Origin of the sequence: Streptomyces bugieae (assembly GCF_036352915.1) — a bacterium.
GTDB lineage: Bacteria > Actinomycetota > Actinomycetes > Streptomycetales > Streptomycetaceae > Streptomyces > Streptomyces endophytica.
The window spans coordinates 40,926-61,085 of the sequence record NZ_JAZBJP010000040.1; the positions used below are offsets into that span (position 1 = coordinate 40,926).

20 protein-coding genes are annotated in these 20,160 nt (G+C 71.8%); 5 read left to right on the plus strand and 15 right to left on the minus strand.

The genetic code is table 11. The features are described 5' to 3' along the window. Positions 1-62 precede the first annotated feature (62 nt). Positions 63-2,954 (minus strand): UPF0182 family membrane protein, encoded by a 2,892-nt coding sequence (locus V2J85_RS35295; RefSeq protein ID WP_330823827.1) that lies wholly within the window; start codon positions 2,952-2,954, stop codon positions 63-65. Between the two features lie 128 nt (positions 2,955-3,082). On the opposite strand from V2J85_RS35295, the gene V2J85_RS35300 reads away from it, so the two are divergent. Beyond that, positions 3,083-3,655: a PPA1309 family protein gene (locus V2J85_RS35300; RefSeq protein ID WP_261955795.1), complete on the plus strand. Its 573-nt coding sequence runs from the start codon at positions 3,083-3,085 to the stop codon at positions 3,653-3,655. 28 nt (positions 3,656-3,683) lie between these two features. Here V2J85_RS35300 and V2J85_RS35305 read toward each other — a convergent pair whose 3' ends face one another. From V2J85_RS35305 to V2J85_RS35320, 4 genes are all read right to left on the minus strand, one after another. Then, the gene (locus tag V2J85_RS35305) at positions 3,684-4,781 is read right to left on the minus strand and encodes a YlbL family protein (protein WP_330823818.1); all 1,098 of its coding nucleotides are present in this window, start codon (positions 4,779-4,781) and stop codon (positions 3,684-3,686) included. Between the two features lie 125 nt (positions 4,782-4,906). Beyond that, positions 4,907-5,104 carry a hypothetical protein gene (locus tag V2J85_RS35310; RefSeq protein WP_261955797.1) on the minus strand — a complete coding sequence of 66 codons (198 nt, stop codon included), beginning with the start codon at positions 5,102-5,104 and terminating at the stop codon, positions 4,907-4,909. 154 nt (positions 5,105-5,258) lie between these two features. Beyond that, positions 5,259-5,741: a molybdenum cofactor biosynthesis protein MoaE gene (locus tag V2J85_RS35315; protein ID WP_261955798.1), complete on the minus strand. Its 483-nt coding sequence runs from the start codon at positions 5,739-5,741 to the stop codon at positions 5,259-5,261. Positions 5,742-5,850: 109 nt separating this feature from the next. After that, positions 5,851-6,999 carry an SDR family oxidoreductase gene (locus V2J85_RS35320; protein ID WP_261955799.1) on the minus strand — a complete coding sequence of 383 codons (1,149 nt, stop codon included), beginning with the start codon at positions 6,997-6,999 and terminating at the stop codon, positions 5,851-5,853. A gap of 192 nt (positions 7,000-7,191) precedes the next feature. On the opposite strand from V2J85_RS35320, the gene V2J85_RS35325 reads away from it, so the two are divergent. Next, a complete protein-coding gene (locus V2J85_RS35325) occupies positions 7,192-8,655 on the plus strand; it encodes a zinc-dependent metalloprotease (protein WP_261955800.1) in 1,464 nt (487 codons plus the stop codon). Beyond that, on the plus strand, positions 8,652-9,182 hold the full coding sequence (locus tag V2J85_RS35330) for an NUDIX hydrolase (protein WP_261955801.1): 531 nt from the start codon (positions 8,652-8,654) through the stop codon (positions 9,180-9,182). The genes V2J85_RS35325 and V2J85_RS35330 overlap by 4 nt, the downstream gene beginning before the upstream one ends. 73 nt (positions 9,183-9,255) lie before the next feature. Here V2J85_RS35330 and V2J85_RS35335 read toward each other — a convergent pair whose 3' ends face one another. The 4 genes from V2J85_RS35335 to V2J85_RS35350 all read right to left on the minus strand — a co-directional run bounded on the left by V2J85_RS35335 (position 9,256) and on the right by V2J85_RS35350 (position 13,181). Next, positions 9,256-10,014: an AIM24 family protein gene (locus tag V2J85_RS35335; RefSeq protein ID WP_330823819.1), complete on the minus strand. Its 759-nt coding sequence runs from the start codon at positions 10,012-10,014 to the stop codon at positions 9,256-9,258. 20 nt (positions 10,015-10,034) lie between these two features. After that, positions 10,035-10,718 carry an AIM24 family protein gene (locus V2J85_RS35340; RefSeq protein WP_030806226.1) on the minus strand — a complete coding sequence of 228 codons (684 nt, stop codon included), beginning with the start codon at positions 10,716-10,718 and terminating at the stop codon, positions 10,035-10,037. Positions 10,719-10,733: 15 nt separating this feature from the next. Then, complete coding sequence (locus V2J85_RS35345; RefSeq protein WP_261955803.1) at positions 10,734-12,443, minus strand: TerD family protein; 1,710 nt, start codon at positions 12,441-12,443, stop codon at positions 10,734-10,736. A gap of 111 nt (positions 12,444-12,554) precedes the next feature. Next, the gene (locus V2J85_RS35350) at positions 12,555-13,181 is read right to left on the minus strand and encodes a M48 metallopeptidase family protein (RefSeq protein WP_330823821.1); all 627 of its coding nucleotides are present in this window, start codon (positions 13,179-13,181) and stop codon (positions 12,555-12,557) included. A gap of 192 nt (positions 13,182-13,373) precedes the next feature. Here V2J85_RS35350 and V2J85_RS35355 point away from each other — a divergent pair, with 192 nt between their 5' ends. Together V2J85_RS35355 and V2J85_RS35360 are read left to right on the plus strand one after the other, a co-directional pair. Next, positions 13,374-14,492 (plus strand): ThiF family adenylyltransferase, encoded by a 1,119-nt coding sequence (locus V2J85_RS35355; protein ID WP_330823828.1) that lies wholly within the window; start codon positions 13,374-13,376, stop codon positions 14,490-14,492. Between the two features lie 56 nt (positions 14,493-14,548). Further along, positions 14,549-15,997, plus strand: coding sequence for an ABC1 kinase family protein (locus tag V2J85_RS35360; protein WP_330823822.1), 1,449 nt, complete (start codon positions 14,549-14,551; stop codon positions 15,995-15,997). A gap of 18 nt (positions 15,998-16,015) precedes the next feature. Here the strand turns inward: V2J85_RS35360 and V2J85_RS35365 are convergent, their stop codons facing one another. The 6 genes from V2J85_RS35365 to V2J85_RS35390 form a co-directional block, all read right to left on the minus strand. Then, positions 16,016-16,216 (minus strand): hypothetical protein, encoded by a 201-nt coding sequence (locus tag V2J85_RS35365; RefSeq protein WP_261955806.1) that lies wholly within the window; start codon positions 16,214-16,216, stop codon positions 16,016-16,018. A 126-nt stretch (positions 16,217-16,342) separates the two neighbouring features. Beyond that, positions 16,343-16,660, minus strand: a complete 318-nt coding sequence (locus V2J85_RS35370; RefSeq protein ID WP_261955807.1) for a hypothetical protein — start codon at positions 16,658-16,660, stop codon at positions 16,343-16,345. Further along, a complete protein-coding gene (locus V2J85_RS35375) occupies positions 16,657-17,010 on the minus strand; it encodes a WhiB family transcriptional regulator (protein ID WP_030413462.1) in 354 nt (117 codons plus the stop codon). The genes V2J85_RS35370 and V2J85_RS35375 overlap by 4 nt, the downstream gene beginning before the upstream one ends. A 116-nt stretch (positions 17,011-17,126) precedes the next feature. Further along, positions 17,127-17,456, minus strand: a complete 330-nt coding sequence (locus V2J85_RS35380; protein ID WP_261955808.1) for a hypothetical protein — start codon at positions 17,454-17,456, stop codon at positions 17,127-17,129. Positions 17,457-17,601: 145 nt separating this feature from the next. Continuing rightward, on the minus strand, positions 17,602-19,830 hold the full coding sequence (locus tag V2J85_RS35385) for an ATP-dependent DNA helicase UvrD2 (protein WP_330823823.1): 2,229 nt from the start codon (positions 19,828-19,830) through the stop codon (positions 17,602-17,604). A 198-nt stretch (positions 19,831-20,028) separates the two neighbouring features. Further along, positions 20,029-20,160 (minus strand): integrase core domain-containing protein (locus V2J85_RS35390; protein ID WP_330823829.1); only part of this gene is annotated, 132 nt, incomplete at its 5' end.

Below are 20,160 nucleotides of genomic sequence, written 5' to 3' on the forward strand. Positions count from 1 at the left end.
TCTACCACGGTCCCGCGGGGCCGCCGCGCGGCCCCCGGAAGCGGCGCGGCCCCGCCGGGAGGTCAGCTGCCCGGCTTGCCGGCCTTCCGGGCGGCCTCGGCCGCCCGGTCCAGCGCCGCCTTGAGCTTCTTCTTCGCCTCGTCGTACCCGGCCAGGTCGCGCTGTCCGAGGGCCTTCTCGCCCTCCTCGTACGCCTTCTCGGCGTCGGACAGCGCCTGCTGCACGGTCTGGTCGGACGGCTTCTGCTTGCCCGTCTCGCCGCCCGGCGGGTTCTCCGTCCCGGAGCTGGCCGCCTTCTTGCCGAAGACCACGTCCAGCGCGTCCTTCAGGGAGTCCTCCAGGACCGGCTTGTTGTCGCCGTAGCTCACCAACACCTTCTTCAGCAACGGGTAGTTGGTGTTGGCACCGCGCAGATACACCGGTTCGACGTAGAGCAGTCCGCCGTCCAGGGGCACGGTCAGCAGATTGCCGTACTCGATCTCCGAGTCGCCGAACTTCTTGAGGATGTTGAGCTCGTTGGCGATAACCGGGTCGGAGTTGAACTTCGACTGCACCAGCTGCGGGCCGGGCACCGGTGTCTCCGACGGCAGCTTCAGCAGTCTGATCCTGCCGTAGTCACCGCTGGTCGCATTGGCGTCGACCGCCATGAACGCGCCCAGGTTCTCCCGCTTGTTGGGCGTGAAGGTGGTCGTCAGCGAGAAGGACCGGTCCTTCTGGTCCGGCATCTTCATGCTCAGGTAGTACGGCGGTACCGCGTTGCCGGACTTGGTGGTCGGGTCGCTGGGGATCTGCCAGCGCTCGGAGCCGGTGTAGAACGTCCCCGGGTCCGTGACGTGGTACGTGGTCAGCAGCTGGCGCTGCACCTTGAACAGGTCCTGCGGGTAGCGCAGGTGCTCCTTCAGCGCCGGGCTGATCGCGCTCTTCTTCTCGACCGTGCCGGGGAACGACTTCATCCAGGTCTTGAGGACCGGGTCCTTCTCGTCCCACTGGTAGAGCTTGACCGAGCCGTCGTAGGCGTCCACCGTCGCCTTGACGGAGTTGCGGATGTAGTTGACCTGGTTCTGCTGGGCCACCACCGCCCGCTGGCCGTCGGTGAGCGAATCGGCCGTGGTGTCCCCGAGCGTGGTGCGCGAGGCGTACGGATAGCCGTTGCTGGTGGTGTAGGCGTCGACTATCCACTTGATCCGGCCGTCGATGACCGCCGGATAGGCGTCGCCGTCGATGGTCAGCCAGGGGGCGACGGATTCGACGCGCTCCTTCGGCGTGCGGTTGTACAGGATCCGCGAGCCGTCGCCGATCGCGCCGGAGTAGAGGATCTGCGGCTCCCCGAAGGCCACGGCGTAGGCCGCGCGGTTGATCGGGTTGGCGAGGCTGACGCCGCTGCCGCCCTGGTAGCTGTAGCTCTTCTCGCTGCCGTCCTCGGAGTAGTCCAGCTCCTTCTGCGGACCGCCGACGATGGAGTACTGCGAGGTCTTCTCGCCGTAGTACACCCGCTGCTGGTACGGCTTCGCGCTCAGCTGCCCCCGGGCGGGCAGGTCGGACTCGGTGTACTTGGGGCCGCCGCCCTCGGCGGTCTCGGTGCCCTTGGCGGCGACCGCGCCGTAGCCGTGGGTGTACTTGAAGTGGTCGTTGATCCAGTTGCGCTCGGGGATGCCGGCGATGTTCAGCTCGCGCAGACCGATGACGGTGTCCTGCTCGGCGCCGTCCTGGTCCTTGTACCGGTCGACGTCGAGCGTGGAGGGGAACTGGTAGTACCCCTTGACCTGCTGCTGTTGCTGGAACGCCGGCGAGACCACGTTCGGGTCCAGCAGCCGCATGCTGGCCGAGGCGTCGGCGTCGTCGCGCAGCCGCTGGCTGTCGTCCTTGCCGGTGGGCTTGTAATTGCCCTTGTACGGCGTGACCTCCGAGTCCTGGATGTCGTACGCGTCCCGGGTCGCCTTGATGTTCTGCTTGATGTACGGCGCTTCCTTGGCCTGCTCGTTGGGCTGGACCTGGAACTTCTGCACGATCGCCGGATACAGCCCGCCGATCAGGATCGCGGACAGCACCATCAGGCCGAAGCCGATCACCGGCAGCTGCCACGTACGCCGCCACAGGGTCGCGAAGAACAGCACCGCGCAGATCGCCGCGATGAAGAACAGGATCGTCTTCGCCGGCAGATAGGCGTTGGCGTCCACGTACCGCAGACCCGTCCAGTTGTCGGCCGACTTCAGGCCGCTGGACTTCACCGCGAGGCCGTACCGGTCGAGCCAGTACGCGATCGCCTTCAGCGACACGAAGATGCCCAGCAGCACCGACAGATGGCCGGTGGCGGCGGCGGTCGCCCGCGAGCCGGGGCTGGTCAGCCGCAGCCCGCCGTAGAGGTAGTGCGTCAGCGCCGCGGCGACCAGGGACAGCACCGCGGCGGCGAAGCCGAAGCTCAACAGGAAGCGGTACCACGGCAGATCGAACGCGTAGAACGCGACGTCCATGCCGAACTGCGGGTCCTTCTTGCCGAACGGCACGCCGTTGACCCACTGGAGCCACGTCTGCCACTCACCGGAAGCGGACGCGCCGGCGATCAGGCCGACCACGGCCGCGATCGCGATCAACGCCCACTTCTTGAAGGGCGCGACGCCCATGCGGTAGCGGTCCAGGCTCTGCTGCTCCATGGACATCGCGCTGAGCGGCGGGCGCAGCCGGTGCGCCAGCCAGATGTTGACGCCGACGGCCACCGCCATCACGATGCCGAAGGCGAAGAACAGGCCGATCTTGGTCCACAGGGTCGTGGTGAAGACCGAGGAGTAATGGACCGAGCGGTACCAGAGCCAGTCGGTCCAGAACCCCGCGAACATCACGAAGAGCATGGCCAGCACGGCCAGCACGCCCAAGGTCATGAGCAGGGTCCGGATCCGCCGCGACGGTCGGCCGACTCTGATCCGTGGCCCGGACGGGCCTCCGCCGCGGTCCGGCATCTGGAAAGCCAAGGTGCGCACCTCGAAGTTTCGCTGTCGTGTGGAGCAGGCCCGGCGATAGTAGGACCCAGTGATGCAACTTACGAAGGCTTTACCCGGTTCCCGATTTCGGGGGTGGACAAGGCACGATGTTGAGCATGACTGACTTTCCCGGCTCTCCCGCTGGCGGCACCCCCCTGGCCGCCGACCCCCTGACCCGCGCGGTGCTCGAAATCGACGAGTACAGCGCCGGGCTCGGCTGGGACCAGCCCGCCCGACTGTTCGCCCTCGTCGACACCGCCAAGCTGCGCGCGCAGGAGCCCTCGCTCGCCGAGCAGCTCGGCATCGACGACACCACCACCGCTTCCCTGACCCCCGTGGAGCAGGACGAGATCCCCGCGGACGTGCCGCTGGACGAGTTCCTCGCCACCATCGCCTGGCCGGACGCCGTCACCGGCTGCGCGCTGACCGTGGAGCGGCTGATGCTGCCGCCGTCCGCCGAGGACGCCGAGCCCGAGGGCATGGACGAGGCGCAGCTCGCCAAGTGGGTCGCCCGGCACCCGGACCGCGAGGAGGTCCGGATGACGGTGGCCGTGCTGCGCGACGGCCGGCGCGAGTCCGCGCTGCGGCTGCGCGCGAAGGACTCCGCGTCCGAGGTGCTCACCGGCTCGGCGCTGGTGCCCGGCCTGGCCGAGGCCCTTGCCGCGACCTTCGAGGGCTGACCCGAGGGGCGGACCGGGGCGTAACGCCTTACGACCGGCCTGCCGGGCTGCAGCTCGGCAGACCGGCGGTCTCCCCCTTGCTGATCTTCTGCAGTGCCTTGACGGCGTCGCCTATCGTGCCGACCTTGACCAGGCGCAGGCCCGCCGGGATGTCCTTGGCGGCGGTGGCGCAGTTGTCCTTGGGCGTCAGGAAGAACTCCGCGCCCTTGTCGCGGGCGCCGACCGTCTTCATCGAAATGCCGCCGATCGGGCCGACCTTGCCGTTGTCGTCGATCGTGCCCGTGCCGGCCACGAACCGGCCGCCGGTCATGTTGCCCGGGGTGAGCTTGTCGACGATGCCCAGCGCGAACATCAGCCCGGCGCTCGGCCCGCCCACGTCGGCCAGCTTGACGTCGATCGGGAACGGGAAGATGTGGTCGACGCCGGCCTGGATGCCCACGATGGCCCGGCCGTCGTCCGCCTTCTGCGTCGGGATGGTGATCTGCCGCGCGCCCGTCGCGGGCTTCCTGCCCTGCTTCTCCGCCGCGGCCGCTTCCTTGGCGGGGATGATCGTGAAGACGACCTTCTCGCCCGGCTTGTGCTTGGTGACGAGCTTGGCGACGTCGCCGGTCTGCTTGACCGCGGTGCCGTCCACGGCCTTGATCACGTCGCCGGCGTGCAGCCGCCCGTCGGCCGGCTTGTCCTTGGCGATGGAGGCGACCACGGTCTGGGTGGCGACCGGGATGTGGAGTTGGCCCAGCGCGGCGGTCTTGGCGCTCTCCTGGGACTGGGTGAACTCCTCGGCGTTCTCCTGGTCGGCCTGCTCGGCCGTCTGACCCTCGGGGTAGAGCGTCTTGTGCGGGACCACGGCGTTGTCGTGGTCGAGCCAGCCGTAGACCGCCTCGAGGAGGTTCATCCGGTAGTCGGGGCCGGTGACGCGGACCGTGGTCATGTTGAGGTGACCGGTCGTCGGGTACGTCTTGCGCCCGGCTATCTGCAGCACCGGCTCGCCGTTGTGCTCACCGAGCGTGTTGACCGTCGGGCCGGGCGACATCTCGGAGTACGGCACGGGGATCAGCACCCCCGCGCAGAGCAGCGCGATCAGCATCAGGGTCGAGGCGAGCAGCGTCGCGGTGCGGCGTGGCATGGAACGACAGTACGGGACGAGTATGACAACCGGCCCGCGGGGCCGTCCGTACGAGATCGAACGCGCGTCCGTGCGCAGCGGCCGCAGGTGCGGCGACGCTTGCTACTGCGTACGGGTGAGGAACCTCAGGCCGAGTCCGAGGCGGTCGGCGCGGGGTCGGGGACGGGAACGGAATGCTGCTTCTCCATCGCGTCGCGGAACCGGGCGTAGCCCGCGAGTTCCGCCACGTCCCCGGTCTTGCGGTTCCGCAGGGCCCAGCTGCTCCACGCCGCGGCGACCAGCCCGGCACCCACCGGAATCAGCAACCAGAGGAGCGCACCCATCAGCGACCTCCCTACCCCTTGCTCGACCGCGATCGACGAATAAGCAGATTAACCATCTGCCAGGTCAACGCTCACGCGAGGGGGCGGGTTACGCAACCGGAATCCACGGCACCGATTCGCCCCCGCGTTCGAGGACGACCGGACCCTCGCGCTCTTAAGAGGCGCCTACCCACTCCTCGGTTCCATCCACAAACGATTGGTGTTTCCAGATGGGAACCTCGTGCTTGAGGTCGTCGATCAGCTTGCGGCAGGCGTCGAACGCCTCGCCCCGGTGCGGGCAGGACACCGCGACGACCACCGCCAGGTCCCCGATCCGCAGATCGCCCACCCGGTGGACGGCGGCCAGCGCCCGTACCGGGTAGTCGGCGATCACCTTCTCGGCGATCCGGCGCATCTCCGCCTCGGCGGTCGGGTGCGCGGAGTAGCCCAGGGCGTCGACGTCGGCGCCGTTGTCGTGCGAGCGGACCGTGCCGACGAACAGGGCGGTCCCGCCGGCCGCCGCATCGCCCACGGCGGCGAACACCTCGTCCACGGACAGCGGGGTGTCGCGGATCGCCAGGAGCCGGATCGGGTCCGCCGCGGCGCGCTCACCGGGGTGGTCGCGGCCGGGCGTCGAGGGAAGGGGCGTGCCAGACATACCCCCATCGTGCCGTACCCGGGCAGCACCGGGGAATGGCCGGATCCGCCGGTCGTCCCGGCACCGGTATGGAGACTCCTCCAGTACGCGGGCCGGTCCGATGTCGCCGTCAGATACGGCGGCGGGCCTTGCGGGCGCGCCGTACCAGCGCGGCGGTGCCCAGCAGGGCGACGGTGGCGCCGGCCGCCCCCGCGGCGGTGGCGTCCTTGCGGCCCAGCCGGCGGCCGGCGACGGTGTGCCGTCCCGCGACCTCCTCGAGGAGCTCGGCGAGCACCTGCTCGTTCGTCCACTGCGGCCGCCAGCCCGCGTCGTGCAGCCGGCTGCCGCTGACCACCCAGGGGTGCATGGTGTACGCGAGGTCCCCGGCGGGCGAAGGCGTCAGCCCGATCCGGTGCAGCCGGGCCGCGGCGCCCAGCGCCACGGAGGAGGGCAGCTCCATGCGCCGGATACCGGAGAGCTCCTCGACCTCCTCCTGTTCCAGCCAGCCGTCGCAGCCCACCGCCAGCTCGCCGTCGACCTTCTCCAGCGCGGCGTACTCCAGCGCGCTGACCAGGTCCTCGACGTGGCAGAACTGCCAGGCGGGCCGCGATCCGGCGACGACCAGCAGGCGGGGCGATTCGAAGTACCGGGTCAGCGCGGTGTCGGTGCCGCCGACCAGGACGGCCGGGCGCAGCACGGTGACGTTCAGGCCGGGGTGGGCGCGGGGCGCGCGGCGGGCCAGGTGCTCGATCTCCAGGAGGTCGCCGACGCCGGTGGCGTCCGCCGTGGCCCGCAGCTCGGCGTCCTCGGCCAGCGGCACGTCGTTGTCGGGCAGCGCCCCGTAGACCATGGCGGAGGTGCACAGCACCACCCGGTGGATGCCGGCGGCCGCGGCGGCGGTGAGCACGGTCTGGGTGCCGCGCACGTTGTAGGCGGTGCGGGCGGTGGCGTCGGTCTCCAGGTCGAGGTCGAGCGCCAGGTGGACGACGACGTCCGCGCCGCGCAGTTTGTCCGCGATGGCCGGATCGCGGACGTCCAGGACGTGCCACTGCGCCTCGGCGATGTCGCCGCGCCGCTCGTCGATCGCCACCACCTCCTTGACCTCGTCGGACGCGACGAGGGCGCGGGTGAGCAGCGCGCCGACCCCGGACGCGGCTCCGGTGACGGCGACGACGGGCCGGCGCAGCGGACGGTCCGCGGCGCCGGGGGCGTCGTCCGTCTTCTCGGTCGGGGCGGCAGCGTTTCGCGCTGCGCGAACGGTCGGATCTGGGGAACTCACCGGGCGTCTCCAGCGGTTGTCTTCAGTGCGGGCGCGTGCTGACGCGGCCGCACCAGGTGGCGTCCATCCTGCCCCAGCCACCGGGACAGCGAAGCACCGAGCCCCGAAGCGGTCCGGGTGTCTACGCTGGAGGTGATGTCGGGCAGTCGCCGTCGGCCACCTGGTCGGCGGCCCTACGAGCCGAGGAAACCCGTGAGTGACACCCCATTCGGATTCGGCCTTCCGCCGGAGGAGCCGGAGGACGGCGACAACGGCAAGCAGAAGGGCGGCCAGGGAGGTAGCCAGGGCCCCGCGAACCCGTTCGGGTTCGGCGGCGGGAGCGGCGGCGCGGACAATCCGTTCGCGGCGCTCTTCGGCGGCATGGGCGGCCCCGGCGGCGAGATGAACCCCGGCGACCTGGGCGCCGCCTTCCAGCGGCTGGGCCAGATGCTCTCCTACGAGGGCGGCCCGGTGAACTGGGACATGGCCAAGGACATCGCGCGCCAGACGGTCGCGCAGGGCGCCGAGGACGGCAGCAAGGACGCGAGCGTCGCGCCGGGCGAGCGGACCGCCGTCGAGGAGGCCGTGCGGCTGGCGGACCTGTGGCTGGACGGGGTGACGTCCCTGCCGTCGGGCTCCGCCTCGGTGGTGGCCTGGAGCCGCGCCGAGTGGGTCGAGGAGACCCTGCCGGTGTGGAAGGACCTGGTCAATCCGCTCGCCGAGCGCGTCGGGTCGGCGATGGGCGAGGTGCTGCCCGGGGAGATGCAGGCCATGGCGGGCCCGCTGCTCGGGATGATGCGCTCCATGGGCGGCGCGATGTTCGGCACCCAGATCGGGCAGGCGCTGGGCGTCCTGGCCAGCGAGGTCGTGGGGTCCACGGACGTCGGCCTGCCGCTGGGCCCGGCCGGCAAGGCGGCGCTGCTGCCGAAGAACGTCGCCTCCTTCGGTGAGGGCCTCGGCGTGCCCGAGGAGGAGGTGCGGCTCTACCTGGCCCTGCGGGAGGCCGCCCACCAGCGGCTCTTCGCCCATGTGCCGTGGCTGCGCTCGCACCTCTTCGGTGCCGTCGAGGGCTATGCGCGCGGCATCAAGGTCGACACGACCAAGCTGGAGGACGTGGTCGGGCAGATCGATCCGCAGCACCCCGAGGAGCTGCAGAACGCCCTGCAGCAGGGCATGTTCCAGCCCGAGGACACCCCGGAGCAGAAGGCCGCGCTGGCCCGTCTGGAGACCGCGCTGGCGCTCGTCGAGGGCTGGGTGGACGCGGTGGTGCACGCCGCCGCCAAGCCGCATCTGCCGTCGGCGGACAGGCTCCGCGAGACGCTGCGGCGGCGCCGGGCCAGCGGCGGCCCCGCCGAGCAGACGTTCTCCACGCTGATCGGTCTGCAGCTGCGACCGCGCCGGCTGCGGGACGCCTCGCGGCTGTGGGCGTCGCTCACCGACGCCCGCGGCCTGGACGGCCGGGACGGCCTGTGGGAGCACCCGGACATGCTGCCGACGGCGGCCGACCTCGACGACCCGGACGGTTTCGTCCACCACGAGCAGATGGACTTCTCCGAGCTCGACAAGATGCTCGGCGAGGCCGCCGGCGGCGGGAAGACCGAACCGGGCGCCTCCCCCGAGGGGAGCGACGGCCCGGACGCCGCCCCCGGCGAGGCCAAGGGTGACGGCGACCGGTGAGTCTGCACGCCGACGCGGCGCGGGTGCTCAAGGAGTGGCCCGCGCCCTCGCCCGATCAGGAGCAGCTGCGGCTGGCCTACCTCGACCACCTCGCCGCCCACCGGGACGGCATGTGGAAGCCCTGCAAGGACGGGCACCTCACCGCGAGTGCGCTGGTGATCGACCCGGCGGGCGGCCGGGTGCTGCTCACGCTGCACCGCAAGCTGGAGATGTGGCTGCAGATGGGCGGCCACTGCGAGCCGGAGGACGCCTCGCTGGCGGACGCGGCGCTGCGTGAGGCGCGGGAGGAGTCCGGCATCGCGCGCGGGCTCACGCTCCTGCCCGGCGGCCCGGTGCGGCTGGACCGCCACCAAACGCCCTGCGCGGTGCATCTGGACGTCCAGTACGCCGCGCTGGCGCCCGAGGGCGCGGTGGCCGAGATCAGCGACGAGTCGCTGGACCTGCGCTGGTTCGGCTACGACGAGGTGCCCGGCGTCGCCGACACCTCGGTGGTGCGCCTGGTGGAGCGCGCCCGCGCGCTGCTCTGACGGGCCGCCAAAGACCGTTACGGCCGGCGCCCGCCCCCGGCGGGACGGGCGTCGGATCGTCGCTCCCCGGGCGTCAGTTGGTGAAGATGTTGCCCTGGTTGACGCCCCGGGCGCCCTGCTGGCCCATCCCGAACTGGGCGGCCAGACCCGAGCCGATGACCGCGTTCTGCGGCGGCAGCAGCTCGCTGGGCTGGACCAGCGCGTACCCCTGCCCGAGGAAGCTCAGCTCCCAGCCCTCGCCGGTGCTGCCGCGCCGCCGCCAGACGCCCGAGGAGTGCGTCTGCGCCTGCATCTGGACGCGCAGCGACGCGGACCAGGCGACCACCGCATCGGCGTCGGCGTTGACGTACTTGTCGGGCGTGACCTGCAGCATCAGCGGCTGGCCGGAGGTCATCAGAGCGACCTTGCCCTGCCCGGTGATGTTGAGCTGGTACTTGCCGGTGCCGGAGATGCCGTACTGGCTGTCGACCGAGACGACCTCCCAGTGCAGGCCGGAGTCCAGCGCCAGGACGTAGGCGCTGTCGACGGTCAGGCCGTCGTGGTCGACGTCGACGACGTGCACGTACTGGGCGAGGTTGGCCAGATAGACGGTGCCCTGCCCGGAGACCCGCATCAGGTCGAGGCCCTCGCCGGAGTGGGCGCGGGCCCGGTGCTGGCCGGGCGTGGTGTAGTTGCCGTCGAATTCGAGCAGCCCCTGGTAGGCGACCATCGACCCCTTACGGGCGAGGACGTCGTCGTGGCCCTGGAGGGCGACCCGCAGCAGCTGGCTGTTCTGCAGGGCGTAGCGGTCCTGGGTCTGTGCCTCGGTGAAGGCGAAAAGCGGACTCTGCATGGCGTGTTCGGTCCTCCCCCTCAGCCCCGGGCCCGGAGCCGGTCGGTGCTGTCCTCGCTGGGCTGGACGACGACGAACCCCTGGCCGGAGAAGCCGAGTTGGTACGCCTCGCCGCTGCCGCGGCCGATCATCGAGGACGCCTTGAAGCTGCGCTTGCCCTTCATCTTCAGGTGCGTCGACCAGGCGACCAGGGCGTCCGGGTCGACGTAGGTCTCGTCCTCGCCGCGGCCGCAGTCGACGACGACGGGCGTGCCCCGGGAGGTCAGCGCGACCCAGCCGGTGCCGGAGATCCCGACGTTGAACAGGCCCTGGCCGGCGAACTTCGCCATGCCCTTGACGCGCTGCACGCCCCACTGGAGGTGGGCGTCGAAGGCGAGGAGGTTGGTGCCGTTGACGGAGAGCGAGTCGCCGTTGAGGTTGATGCAGACCACGTCGGCGCCGTAGTCGGCGAGGTAGAGCAGGCCGTCGCCGGAGCACTTCATCAGGGGCGCGCCCTCGCCGGTGAGCCACTGGGAGGCCATCTGGCGGACGGCGGGCGGGTTCGGCTCGTACTGCACGAAGCCCTCGTAGGCGATCATCGAGCCGGTGCGGGCGAAGACGTCCTGGCCGCTCTGCATGGCGATCTTCACCATGGAGCTGCCGTGGTTCTCCATCCGGGCGGCGGGCGGGGTCGGGACGTAGCCCGACAGCTGCTGCTGGTTCATGACGTGCGGGCTCCCTCAGACCTCGTAGGGCTGGACGACGATGAAATTGCCGGGCGCACCGCGGAACTGGAGGTTCACGGTCTCGCCGGAGTGGCCCGGATAGGCGTGCCGGCGCAGGCTCACCTGACTGGAGATGATCACCTGCGAGCCGGCGGACCAGGCCACGACGGCGTTGGCGTCGGCGAAGGTGGTCGGGGTGACCGGCAGCACGACGGGGGTGCCGTGGGTCGTGACGACGAGGGTGCCGGTGCCCTGGAACTGCATGGTGAACAGGGCGCCGCCGGGGATGCCGTGGCCCTCGATCCGGCGGACCTCGTACTGCAGCGACTCGTCGAAGGCGAGGACGGACTCGGCGGACACGCAGATCGCGTCGCCCTGCAGCTCGATGGGGTGGACATGGGCGCTGTTCTCCGCGAAGAACACCTGGCCCTGGCCGGTGCAGCGCATCAACTGCATCTCCTGGCCGGTGGCGTTGCCGACGATGCGGCCGCGGAAGCCGGCGCCCTTGTAGCTGAAGTCGACCTTGCCCTGGTAGAGCACCATGCTGCCCTGGCGGGCGAGCACCGGCTGGCCGTCGACGCCGAGGTCGGCGCGGATCAGCTTGCCGTTCTGGGGCGTCCAGCGCTGCCCGGTGGGGGCTTCCTTGTACTTCTCCAGGACGACGCCGAGGCCGGGGCCGCCGCCCTGGGGGACGGCGGGTGCCTGCCCGCCGCCGTACGGGGCGCCCGGGGGCTGCATGCCCGGCTGGCCGTAGGGGGCGGGCTGCCCGGGGAACTGGTCCTGGCCGCCGTACGGGGGCGCCGGCGGGGCCGGCTGGCCGGGGAAGCCGGCGGGCGGCGGCTGCGGCGGGCCGTACGGATGCTGGCCGGGCGCCGGCTGGCCGTAGGGGGCGGGAGGCGGCGCGGGCGCACCGGGCGGCACACCCGGGCCGGCGGGCGGGGCGAGCGGCGCGGCGATCGTGGGCGCGTTGTGGACCTGCGGGTGCGCGGGCTGCGGGGCCGGCGGCGCGGGTGCCGGCTGCGGCGCGGCGGGGGTCGCGCCCTGGGGAGGGCCGAAGGACGGAGCGGGCTGTTCGGGCACGGGGGCCGCGGCCGGCGCGCCGAAGGACGGCGCCGGGGCGGCGGGCCCGGACGGCGGGGCGAAACCGGGCGCGTCCTGCGCCGGCGCGGGTGCCTCGGCCTGCGGTGCCTCCGCCTCTTCGGCGACCTCCCCGCCGAAGTTCTTCAGCAGCGCCTCCAGACCACCGTCGAAGCCCTGGCCGACCGCGGCGAACCGCCACACGTCCTTGAGGTAGAAGTCGCCGAGCATGACGGCGCGTTCGGTACTGAACTCGCTGCCCGTGAAGGAGTAGCGGGCGACCTCTTCGCCGCCGGCCACGATCCGGATGTACCCGGGGCCGATCCGGGAGACCTGGCCCGGGCCGTCGAGCGCGGCGGTGAACGACAACTTCCGGATGTGCGACGGGATCTTGTCGAGGGTGACCCGGAAGGACTCGTCGTCGCCGGCCTGCGCGCCGAGCAGCTGGATGGCCTCCTCGGGCGACTTCGGCTGGTTGAAGAAGACGAAATACCGGTCGTCGGAGAGCCGTTCGTCGGCGTCCAGGCCGAAACAGCTGATGTCGAAGGTCAGGCCGGGCCCGCCGATCTGCACGCCGACGTACAGGTCCGTCCCCGCCGTGAGATCACCGATCCTGGCCTTGTGGCCCCGCTGGAATTCCCTGGCCATACGTAACGACCGTCCCCCGCTCCCGCAGTGAGTTCCTGGGCGGCCAAGGCTAACCGCTGGCGGTGACAGCGGGCGATGCCGGGGCGCGCGCGGGTACCGCCCCGCCGGGCGCTAATCCCGGCGGGCGGCGGGCAGATGCGGCAGCCGGTCGGCCGCGACCACTCCTTCGAGGTAGCCGCGGGCCCGTTCCGTACGGGGATAGGACTCCAGCAGCCGCCAGAACTCCGGGCCGTGGCCGGGGACGAGCAGATGCGCGAGCTCGTGCAGCAGGACGTAGTCGATGACGTACTCCGGCATGCCCTGGAGGCGGTGCGACAGGCGGATGCTGCCCTCCGCCGGGGTGCACGATCCCCAGCGGGTGTTCTGGTTGGTCACCCAGCGCACCGACGCGGGCCGGGCCCGGCCGCCGAGGAACTGCTCCGACAGCCGCCCGGCGCGCTCGGCGAGCTCGCGGTCGCCGAGCATCCGCTTGCTCTCCTGGGCGGCGAGCTTGTCCAGCATCACCGTCACCCAGCGCTGCTCCTCGGCCTCGGACATCCGGGCCGGGATCAGCACGACCGTGCGATCCCCCTCGCGGTACGCGGAGACCGTCCTGCGCCGCCGGGAACTGCGGCGCACCTCGACGGCGCTGGTGCCCGAGCCGCGGGCCTTCGGGCTCGGGGAAGCCCCGCGCGAGGCGTCAGCGGCGCGGCGCAGGGGCGTCTCCCCGGAGCCGTGGGCGGAAGGGTCGGCGGGCACGCGCCCGACGTTACCCGCTGGCCCGGCGGGAAGTCCCGACCCTCGGTCGGTTCGCCGGCGAACCACTCCATGGCGGGCACAGCTTGTATGACAAATCCTTCCCCGGCCTGTGGATAACTTCGGCCCCGATCCGCGACAGGGCGCATGCTGAAGGCCGGACGACGAAGGACGGGGGCGGATGACATGCATCCGATGCTCAAGCCCGCGCTGCGGCGCGGCTGGCGGGACAGGGAAACGGTGCGGTTCGGCGTGGCGCCGGCCCATGCGATGGTGCTGGGGCCGCTCGACACCGCCACCGGCAGTTTCCTCACCCTGATCGACGGCACCCGCACCATGCAGCAACTCATCGACGAGGCCGCGTTACTGGACCTCCCGCCGGATCATGTGCGGGGTGTGGTCGGGCGCCTCGGCACGGCCGGACTGCTGGAGGCGCCCACCGCGGGCGGCCCGGCCGCCGACTCCGTACGCGCCGACCGGCCCGCCCATGAGCGGCTGCGGGCCGATCTGGCCTCCCTGTCGGTGCAGCATCCGGAGCCGGCCGGCGCCCTGGGGCGGATGGGGGCGCGGCGGGCGGTCCGGGCGCGGGTCAAGGGGCTGGGGAAGGTGGGCGCGGCGGTGGCGGCGCAGCTCGCGGCCGCCGGCATCGGATGGGTCGAGGTGTTCGACGGCGGCAAGGTCGCGCCGTGGGACGTGACGCCCGGCGGCCTGCCCGCCGAACGGATCGGCGAACCGCGCAAGGCAGCCGTGGAGCGGCTGGTCCACCACGCCTCCCCGTGGGCCCGGCGGCAGCGGCCGACGGGCGTACCGGTCAGCGAATCCGGCGAACCCGGCCTGTCCCTGGTGGTGCTCGCCCCGCGCGACGGGCTCGGCGCCTACGCCCCCGACCCCGTGCTGTCCGAGCCGCTGCTGAGCGCCGGCATCCCGCACCTTTACGCGGGCGTGATCGAGGGCACGGGTGTGGTGGGTCCGTTGGTACTGCCCGGCGGTACGGCCTGCGCCCGCTGCGACGAACTGCGCCGTACGGACGCGGAGCCGGCCTGGCCCCGGCTGCTCGCCCAGTGGCGGTCGGGCCGGGCCGCCCCGGCGGTGCCGGCCTGCGACACCGCGCTGGCCACCACGGTCGCCGGGCTCGCCGCCGTCCAGGCGCTGGCGTTCCTCGACGGGGACCTCCCGCCGTGCACGGGGGCGCGGATGGAGCTGGCGCTGCCGGGTGCGGGCGTGCGCACGGTGCGGATCGAACCGCATCCGGAGTGCGGCTGCGGGGCGGCCGCTTCGCTGTGTGCGGCAGGCGCCTCGGATCCTCGGCCATGACACGCCACAATGACGGAGTAACCCCGGTTGGGGGACAGTGTGAGTTGGAGGGGCGCATGTCTGATCTTCCCCGCAAGGCGGTCACCCGCACCGCCAAGCTGGCCGCGCTGCCACTGGGGTTCGCCGGCCGCGCCACCTGGGGCCTGGGCAAACGGATCGGCGGCAGATCCGCCGAGATCGTCGGCCGGGAGCTCCAACAGCGCACCGCGGAACAGCTCTTCAAGGTCCTCGGTGAGCTGAAGGGCGGGGCGATGAAGTTCGGGCAGGCGCTGTCCGTGTTCGAGTCGGCCCTCCCCGAGGAGATCGCCGGCCCGTACCGCGCCGCCCTGACGAAGCTTCAGGAAGCGGCGCCGCCGATGCCGACGAGCACGGTCCACGCCGTACTGGCGGAGCGGCTCGGCGAGGACTGGCGGGAGCTCTTCGAGGAGTTCGAGGACAAACCCGCCGCGGCGGCCTCCATCGGCCAGGTGCACCGCGCGGTCTGGCACGACGGCCGCGAGGTGGCCGTCAAGGTGCAGTACCCCGGCGCCGGCAAGGCACTGCTGTCGGACCTGGCGCAGCTGAGCCGGTTCGCCCGGCTGCTGGGCCCGCTCGTGCCCGGGATGGACATCAAACCGCTGATCAGCGAGTTGCGCGACCGGGTCTCTGAGGAGCTGGACTACTCCCTCGAGGCGGATGCCCAGCGGGCCCATGCCGAGGAGTTCGCCGACGACCCGGACGTGGTCGTGCCGGCCGTGGTGCACCAGCGCGACCAGGTGCTGGTGACGGAGTGGATGGACGGCGTGCCGCTGTCCGAGGTGATCGCGGACGGCACGGACGAGCAGCGGGACCGCGCCGGCCAGCTGCTGGCCCGCTTCCTGTTCTCCGGCCCGGCCCGCACCGGGCTGCTGCACGCCGACCCGCACCCGGGCAACTTCCGACTGCTGGCCGGCGACTCCCCCGACGGGCCGGCCGGGGAATGGCGGCTGGGCGTGCTGGACTTCGGCACCGTCGACCGGCTGCCCGACGGACTGCCGGCCACGATCGGTGCCTCGCTGCGGATGACCCTGGACGGCGAGGCGGACGCGGTCTACCAGATGCTGTGCGAGGAGGGCTTCGTCAAGGAGTCCATCGAGCTGGACCCCGACGCGGTGCTGGAGTATCTGCTGCCGATCATCGAGCCCGCGCAGGTCGACGCGTTCACCTTCACCCGCGGCTGGATGCGCCGGCAGGCCGCCCGGGTCGGCGATCCGCGCTCCCCCGCCCACCAGTTGGGCAAGCAGCTCAACCTGCCGCCCGCGTACCTGCTGATCCACCGGGTGACCTTGAGCACCATCGGCGTGCTGTGCCAGCTCGGCGCGACCGTACGGCTGCGGGACGAGCTGGAGGCATGGATGCCCGGCTTCGTCCCCGAACACGAGCCGGCCGGCGCCGACCTCACCGGCAGCGACCCCGGCCCGGACGAGGACCCGGCCGGCCCCGGTACGGACATCGACGAGGAGGCCGTCGAAGAGACCACCGCCTGAGCTCCCGCCGGCCGTACCTCACCACCAGCTGGAGTCCAGGCGTCCCTCGATGGCCCGGATGTTCTCCCGGGCGCAGCGGTCGCAGAAGTAGCGGCGCTCGCCGTTCTCCACGGAGCAGGTCCAGGTCGGCGGGGTGTCCTCGGCGACGGCGCCGCAGCCGGCACACACCGTCTGCCCGTCGGCCAAGTCCGCCTCGTGATGCGTCTTCTGGTTCACCATCCGACGATATCCCCGCCAACCACGTGAACCGGGGCGCAACGCACCACGGGGCCCGCCCTGTCGGACGGACCCCGTGGAAGGTGGTGTCAGCGCTGCCCTGCCGGGCGCCCGGACCTGCCCGGCGCCTTACTGCATCACGGCCATGGCCAGCGCACGGCGGGCCCGGAGCGACGCGCGCTCGGCACGCCGCTGCATCCGCCGCGCGGCGGCGAGCCGGTGCCCCCTGCGTTCGGACTCGGCCTCCCGCAGGCGTTCATGCATATGCGCACGCGCCAGGGCTTCTGGGATGAGTTGCATGGCGAGGTTCCTGTTCTGACGCGACTCGATGGCGTCGGCGTTCGCGGGGACGGGGGTGTCGGTGAAAATCGGGTTCATCGTGTGGTCCTGCTTCTTGGGATCCCGTGTGACGGGACGGTCGATCGTTCCTGTGCCGGTGGTGTTCATGCCGCGACCGGGTTCTTGCGCGGACGGCCACGCGGACGCTTCCGCGGCACCACGACGCCCTGGACGAAGAGCTCGCCACCCCAGACACCCCAGGGCTCACGGCGGTCCTTGGCACCGGCGAGGCAGGCCTCACGCACCGGACAGGACTGGCACAGCGTCTTGGCGTACTCGACGTCGGCCGGGGACTCCGCGAAGAAGACCTCCGGGTCGTAGGTGCGGCACGGAACAGCGGCGCCGAGGCGGTCGATCTCGTCGTCGAGCTCGGTGAGGGGCAGCAAGGAGTTCTCCTGGGGGTCGGGCGGAGGGATCAGGTCGGTGGCTACGGACGGGGTGTGCGTCTGCAGTTGCACGGTGTGTGTTCCTCGTCTGTTCGGCCCGCTGGTGGCGGGCGTGTGGGGCAAACAAAAGGGCCGCGGATCCCGGTGTGGGTTCCGCGGCCCTGGAAGGTGCCGACCTGATCTGCCGATCAGGCTGGATCTCTCCAGGGTTCGAGGCCGCGGTAGGCCCACATCTCATGCTGCGTCTGGTACTGCTTCCGGGATTCGGCACCGTTGGCCGCCGCCGCGAAGGCAAAGGCATTCGCCTTGGCCGCGACTGCTACTGCCGCAGGTGCCTCGGTCGGTCGCGCGGTGCGCTCACTGCGGGTCAGCACAGCGAGGGACTCGGGGCGCGCGACCTCGGTACCGGAAAGGCGGCCGAAGCCGGACAGACCGGTGCCACGGAGCGAGGAGCCGAGCGTGCAGGTGGCGACGACCGAGCGATCGGTCATTTTGTTGGTCTCGATGAAGCTGATCACTGGGCTCGCCTCCTCTCGGCGTCTCGGTGGAACGGAATAACCCGTACCAGGGCGTTCAAGTACAGCACGGATCCATCGGATCTCGGAAAGTTCCGTTGTCTCCGTTGCTTCCGAAGGCTATGGGGATGCGCTCCGCGCGCGCAAACTATTTTTCCGACGAGTTTTCCGCGGCGCCCGCGGACCCGTCGCCCGAGGCTCCCGTGAGCTCCTCGCCGGCACAGATTGCCAGCACGTCGCTGCCGTAGCGGTCGAACTTGCGCCGCCCCACACCTGAGATGACCGCGAGCTCCGATTCGGTTCCCGGCACCGCCTCGGCAATGGCCATCAGCGTCTTGTCCGTGAAGATGCAGTACGCCGGCTGCCGGGACCGGGCCGCCTCCTCCGCCCGCCACGCGTGCAGCCGCTCGTACAACGCCTCGTCGAGCTCCGCCGGGCAGTCCTCACACCGCATCAGCTTCATCTCGCCCGCGTCCGTCAGCGTCCGGTTGCACACCCGGCACCGGGCCGGACGGCGGTGCCGGGGGCGCCGCGGCACCGCAGCCGCCGCCCCGCCGCGCTCCACGCCCCGCAGGACCGTACCCGTCGCACGGCGCCCGGCCACCGCCCCGGAACCGGGCCGCAGCCCGGCCAGGAAGCGGCTGGCGCTCCGCGAAGCCCTGCCCCCCGGGGACCGCGCCAGCGACCACGACAGCGCCAGATGACGCCGCGCACGAGTGACGCCCACATAGAGCAGCCGGCGCTCCTCCTCTATCTGCTCGTCCGTCCGGGCGTACGTGATCGGCATCATGCCCTCGGTCAGCCCCACCAGGAACACGGCGTCCCACTCCAGGCCCTTCGCGGCATGCAGCGAGGCCAGCGTCACCCCCTCGACCGTCGGCGCGTGCTGCGCGTTGGCCCGCTCGTCCAGCTCGGCGACGAAATCCGCCAGCGAGGCCCCGGAGCGGGCCCGGGCGAACTCCTCGGCGAGCCGCACCAGGGCCGCCAGCGACTCCCAGCGGTCCCGCACCGCGCCCGAACCGGCCGGCGGCTCGCTCGTCCAGCCCATGTGGCTGAGCACCGCCCGCACCTCCGAGGGCAGGTCCAGCGCATCGTCGAGCAGCGCGTCGTTCGCCCCGAAACGGGCGGCGCCGCGCAGCTTGATGCCGGCCTCGCGCACCTCCGGCCGCTCGAAGAACCGCTCGGCGCCCCGCAGCTGGTACGGCACGCCGACGTCGGCCAGCGCCTGCTCGTAGACCTCCGACTGGGCGTTGACCCGGAAGAGCACCGCGATCTCACTGGCCGGCACCCCCGACGCGACCAGGTCCCGGATCCGGCGGGCGGTGCCCTCGGCCTCCGCGGGCTCGTCGGCGTACTCCGTGTACACCGGCTCCGGACCGGACTCGCGCTGCGAGACCAGCTCCAGGCGGTGCTCGGCCGCACGCCCCTTGGCCTGCGAGAGCAGACCGTTGGCGAGGTGGACGACCTGCGGGGTGGAGCGGTAGTCGCGGACCAGCCGGACGACGGTGGCCTGCGGATGGCGGGTGCGGAAGTTCAGGAGGTGGTCGGGGGTGGCGCCGGTGAAGCTGTAGATCGTCTGGCTGGCGTCACCGACCACGCACAGGCTGTCGCGGTCCCCCAGCCACAGCTCCAGCAGCCGCTGCTGGAGCGGGCTGACGTCCTGGTACTCGTCGACGACGAAGTGCTGGTACTGGGCACGGACCTGCTCCGCGATGTCGTGCCGGTCCTGCAGCACCCCGACCGTGAGCAACAGCACATCCTCGAAGTCGATGGCACCCCGGTCGCGCTTGAGCTGCTCGTAGGTGGCATAGATCTGCCCCGTCTCGGCCGGGTCGCGCGGCGCCTCCCGGCCCGCCTTGGCGACCGCGGCCGGATAGTCGGCCGGCACGGTCTGGGTGACCTTGGACCACTCGATCTCGGCCGTGACGTCGCGCAGCTCGTTGCGGTCCAGCCGGATCCGGCAACGCGCCCCCGCCTCCGCGACGAGCTGCGCCTTCCGCTCCAGCAGCCGCGGCAGCTCGCCGCCCACCGCCTTCGGCCAGAAGAACTGCAGCTGCCGCAGCGCCGCGGAGTGGAACGTACGGGCCTGCACCCCGCCCGCCCCGAGCTGCCGCAGCCGCCCCCGCATCTCGCCGGCCGCACGCGCGGTGAACGTGACGGCGAGCACACTCGCGGGCTGCAGGATCCCGGCTCGCACCCCGTACGCGATCCGATGGGTGATCGCCCGTGTCTTGCCCGTACCGGCACCGGCCAGCACACACACCGGACCGTGCAGCGCCGTCGCGACCTCCCGCTGCTCCGGGTCGAGCCCGTCCAGCACCCCGTCGGCCGAGTCCGGGGCCGACGGGAAGAGAGAGGAGTCCGTTGCTGCTGTCACCCCGCCATGCTGCCAGGTCCAGCGGGATGGCTGAGAAGCCTGTCCACAGCCATCCACTCCCTGTCGTACGCATTACCGCCGCTGTGGACAGCCGCCGACGCCTGCCGCCGATGAGTGCTTTGCTTGATCCAACGGCCGGACCGGGCAACCGGCATCCGAGCAAGGGCGGGGAGGCCGGGGCCTGGGCCGGGACTGGGGCTAGGTGTGCTGTCCGGACAGGTTGGTGACGCGGCTGGCTGGGGTGTGGCCGCTGATTCCAGTATGGGGTCGGTGGTAGTTGTACCAGTCCAGCCAGTCGGGAAACGCTGCCTGCCGTTCGGCCTCTGAGGC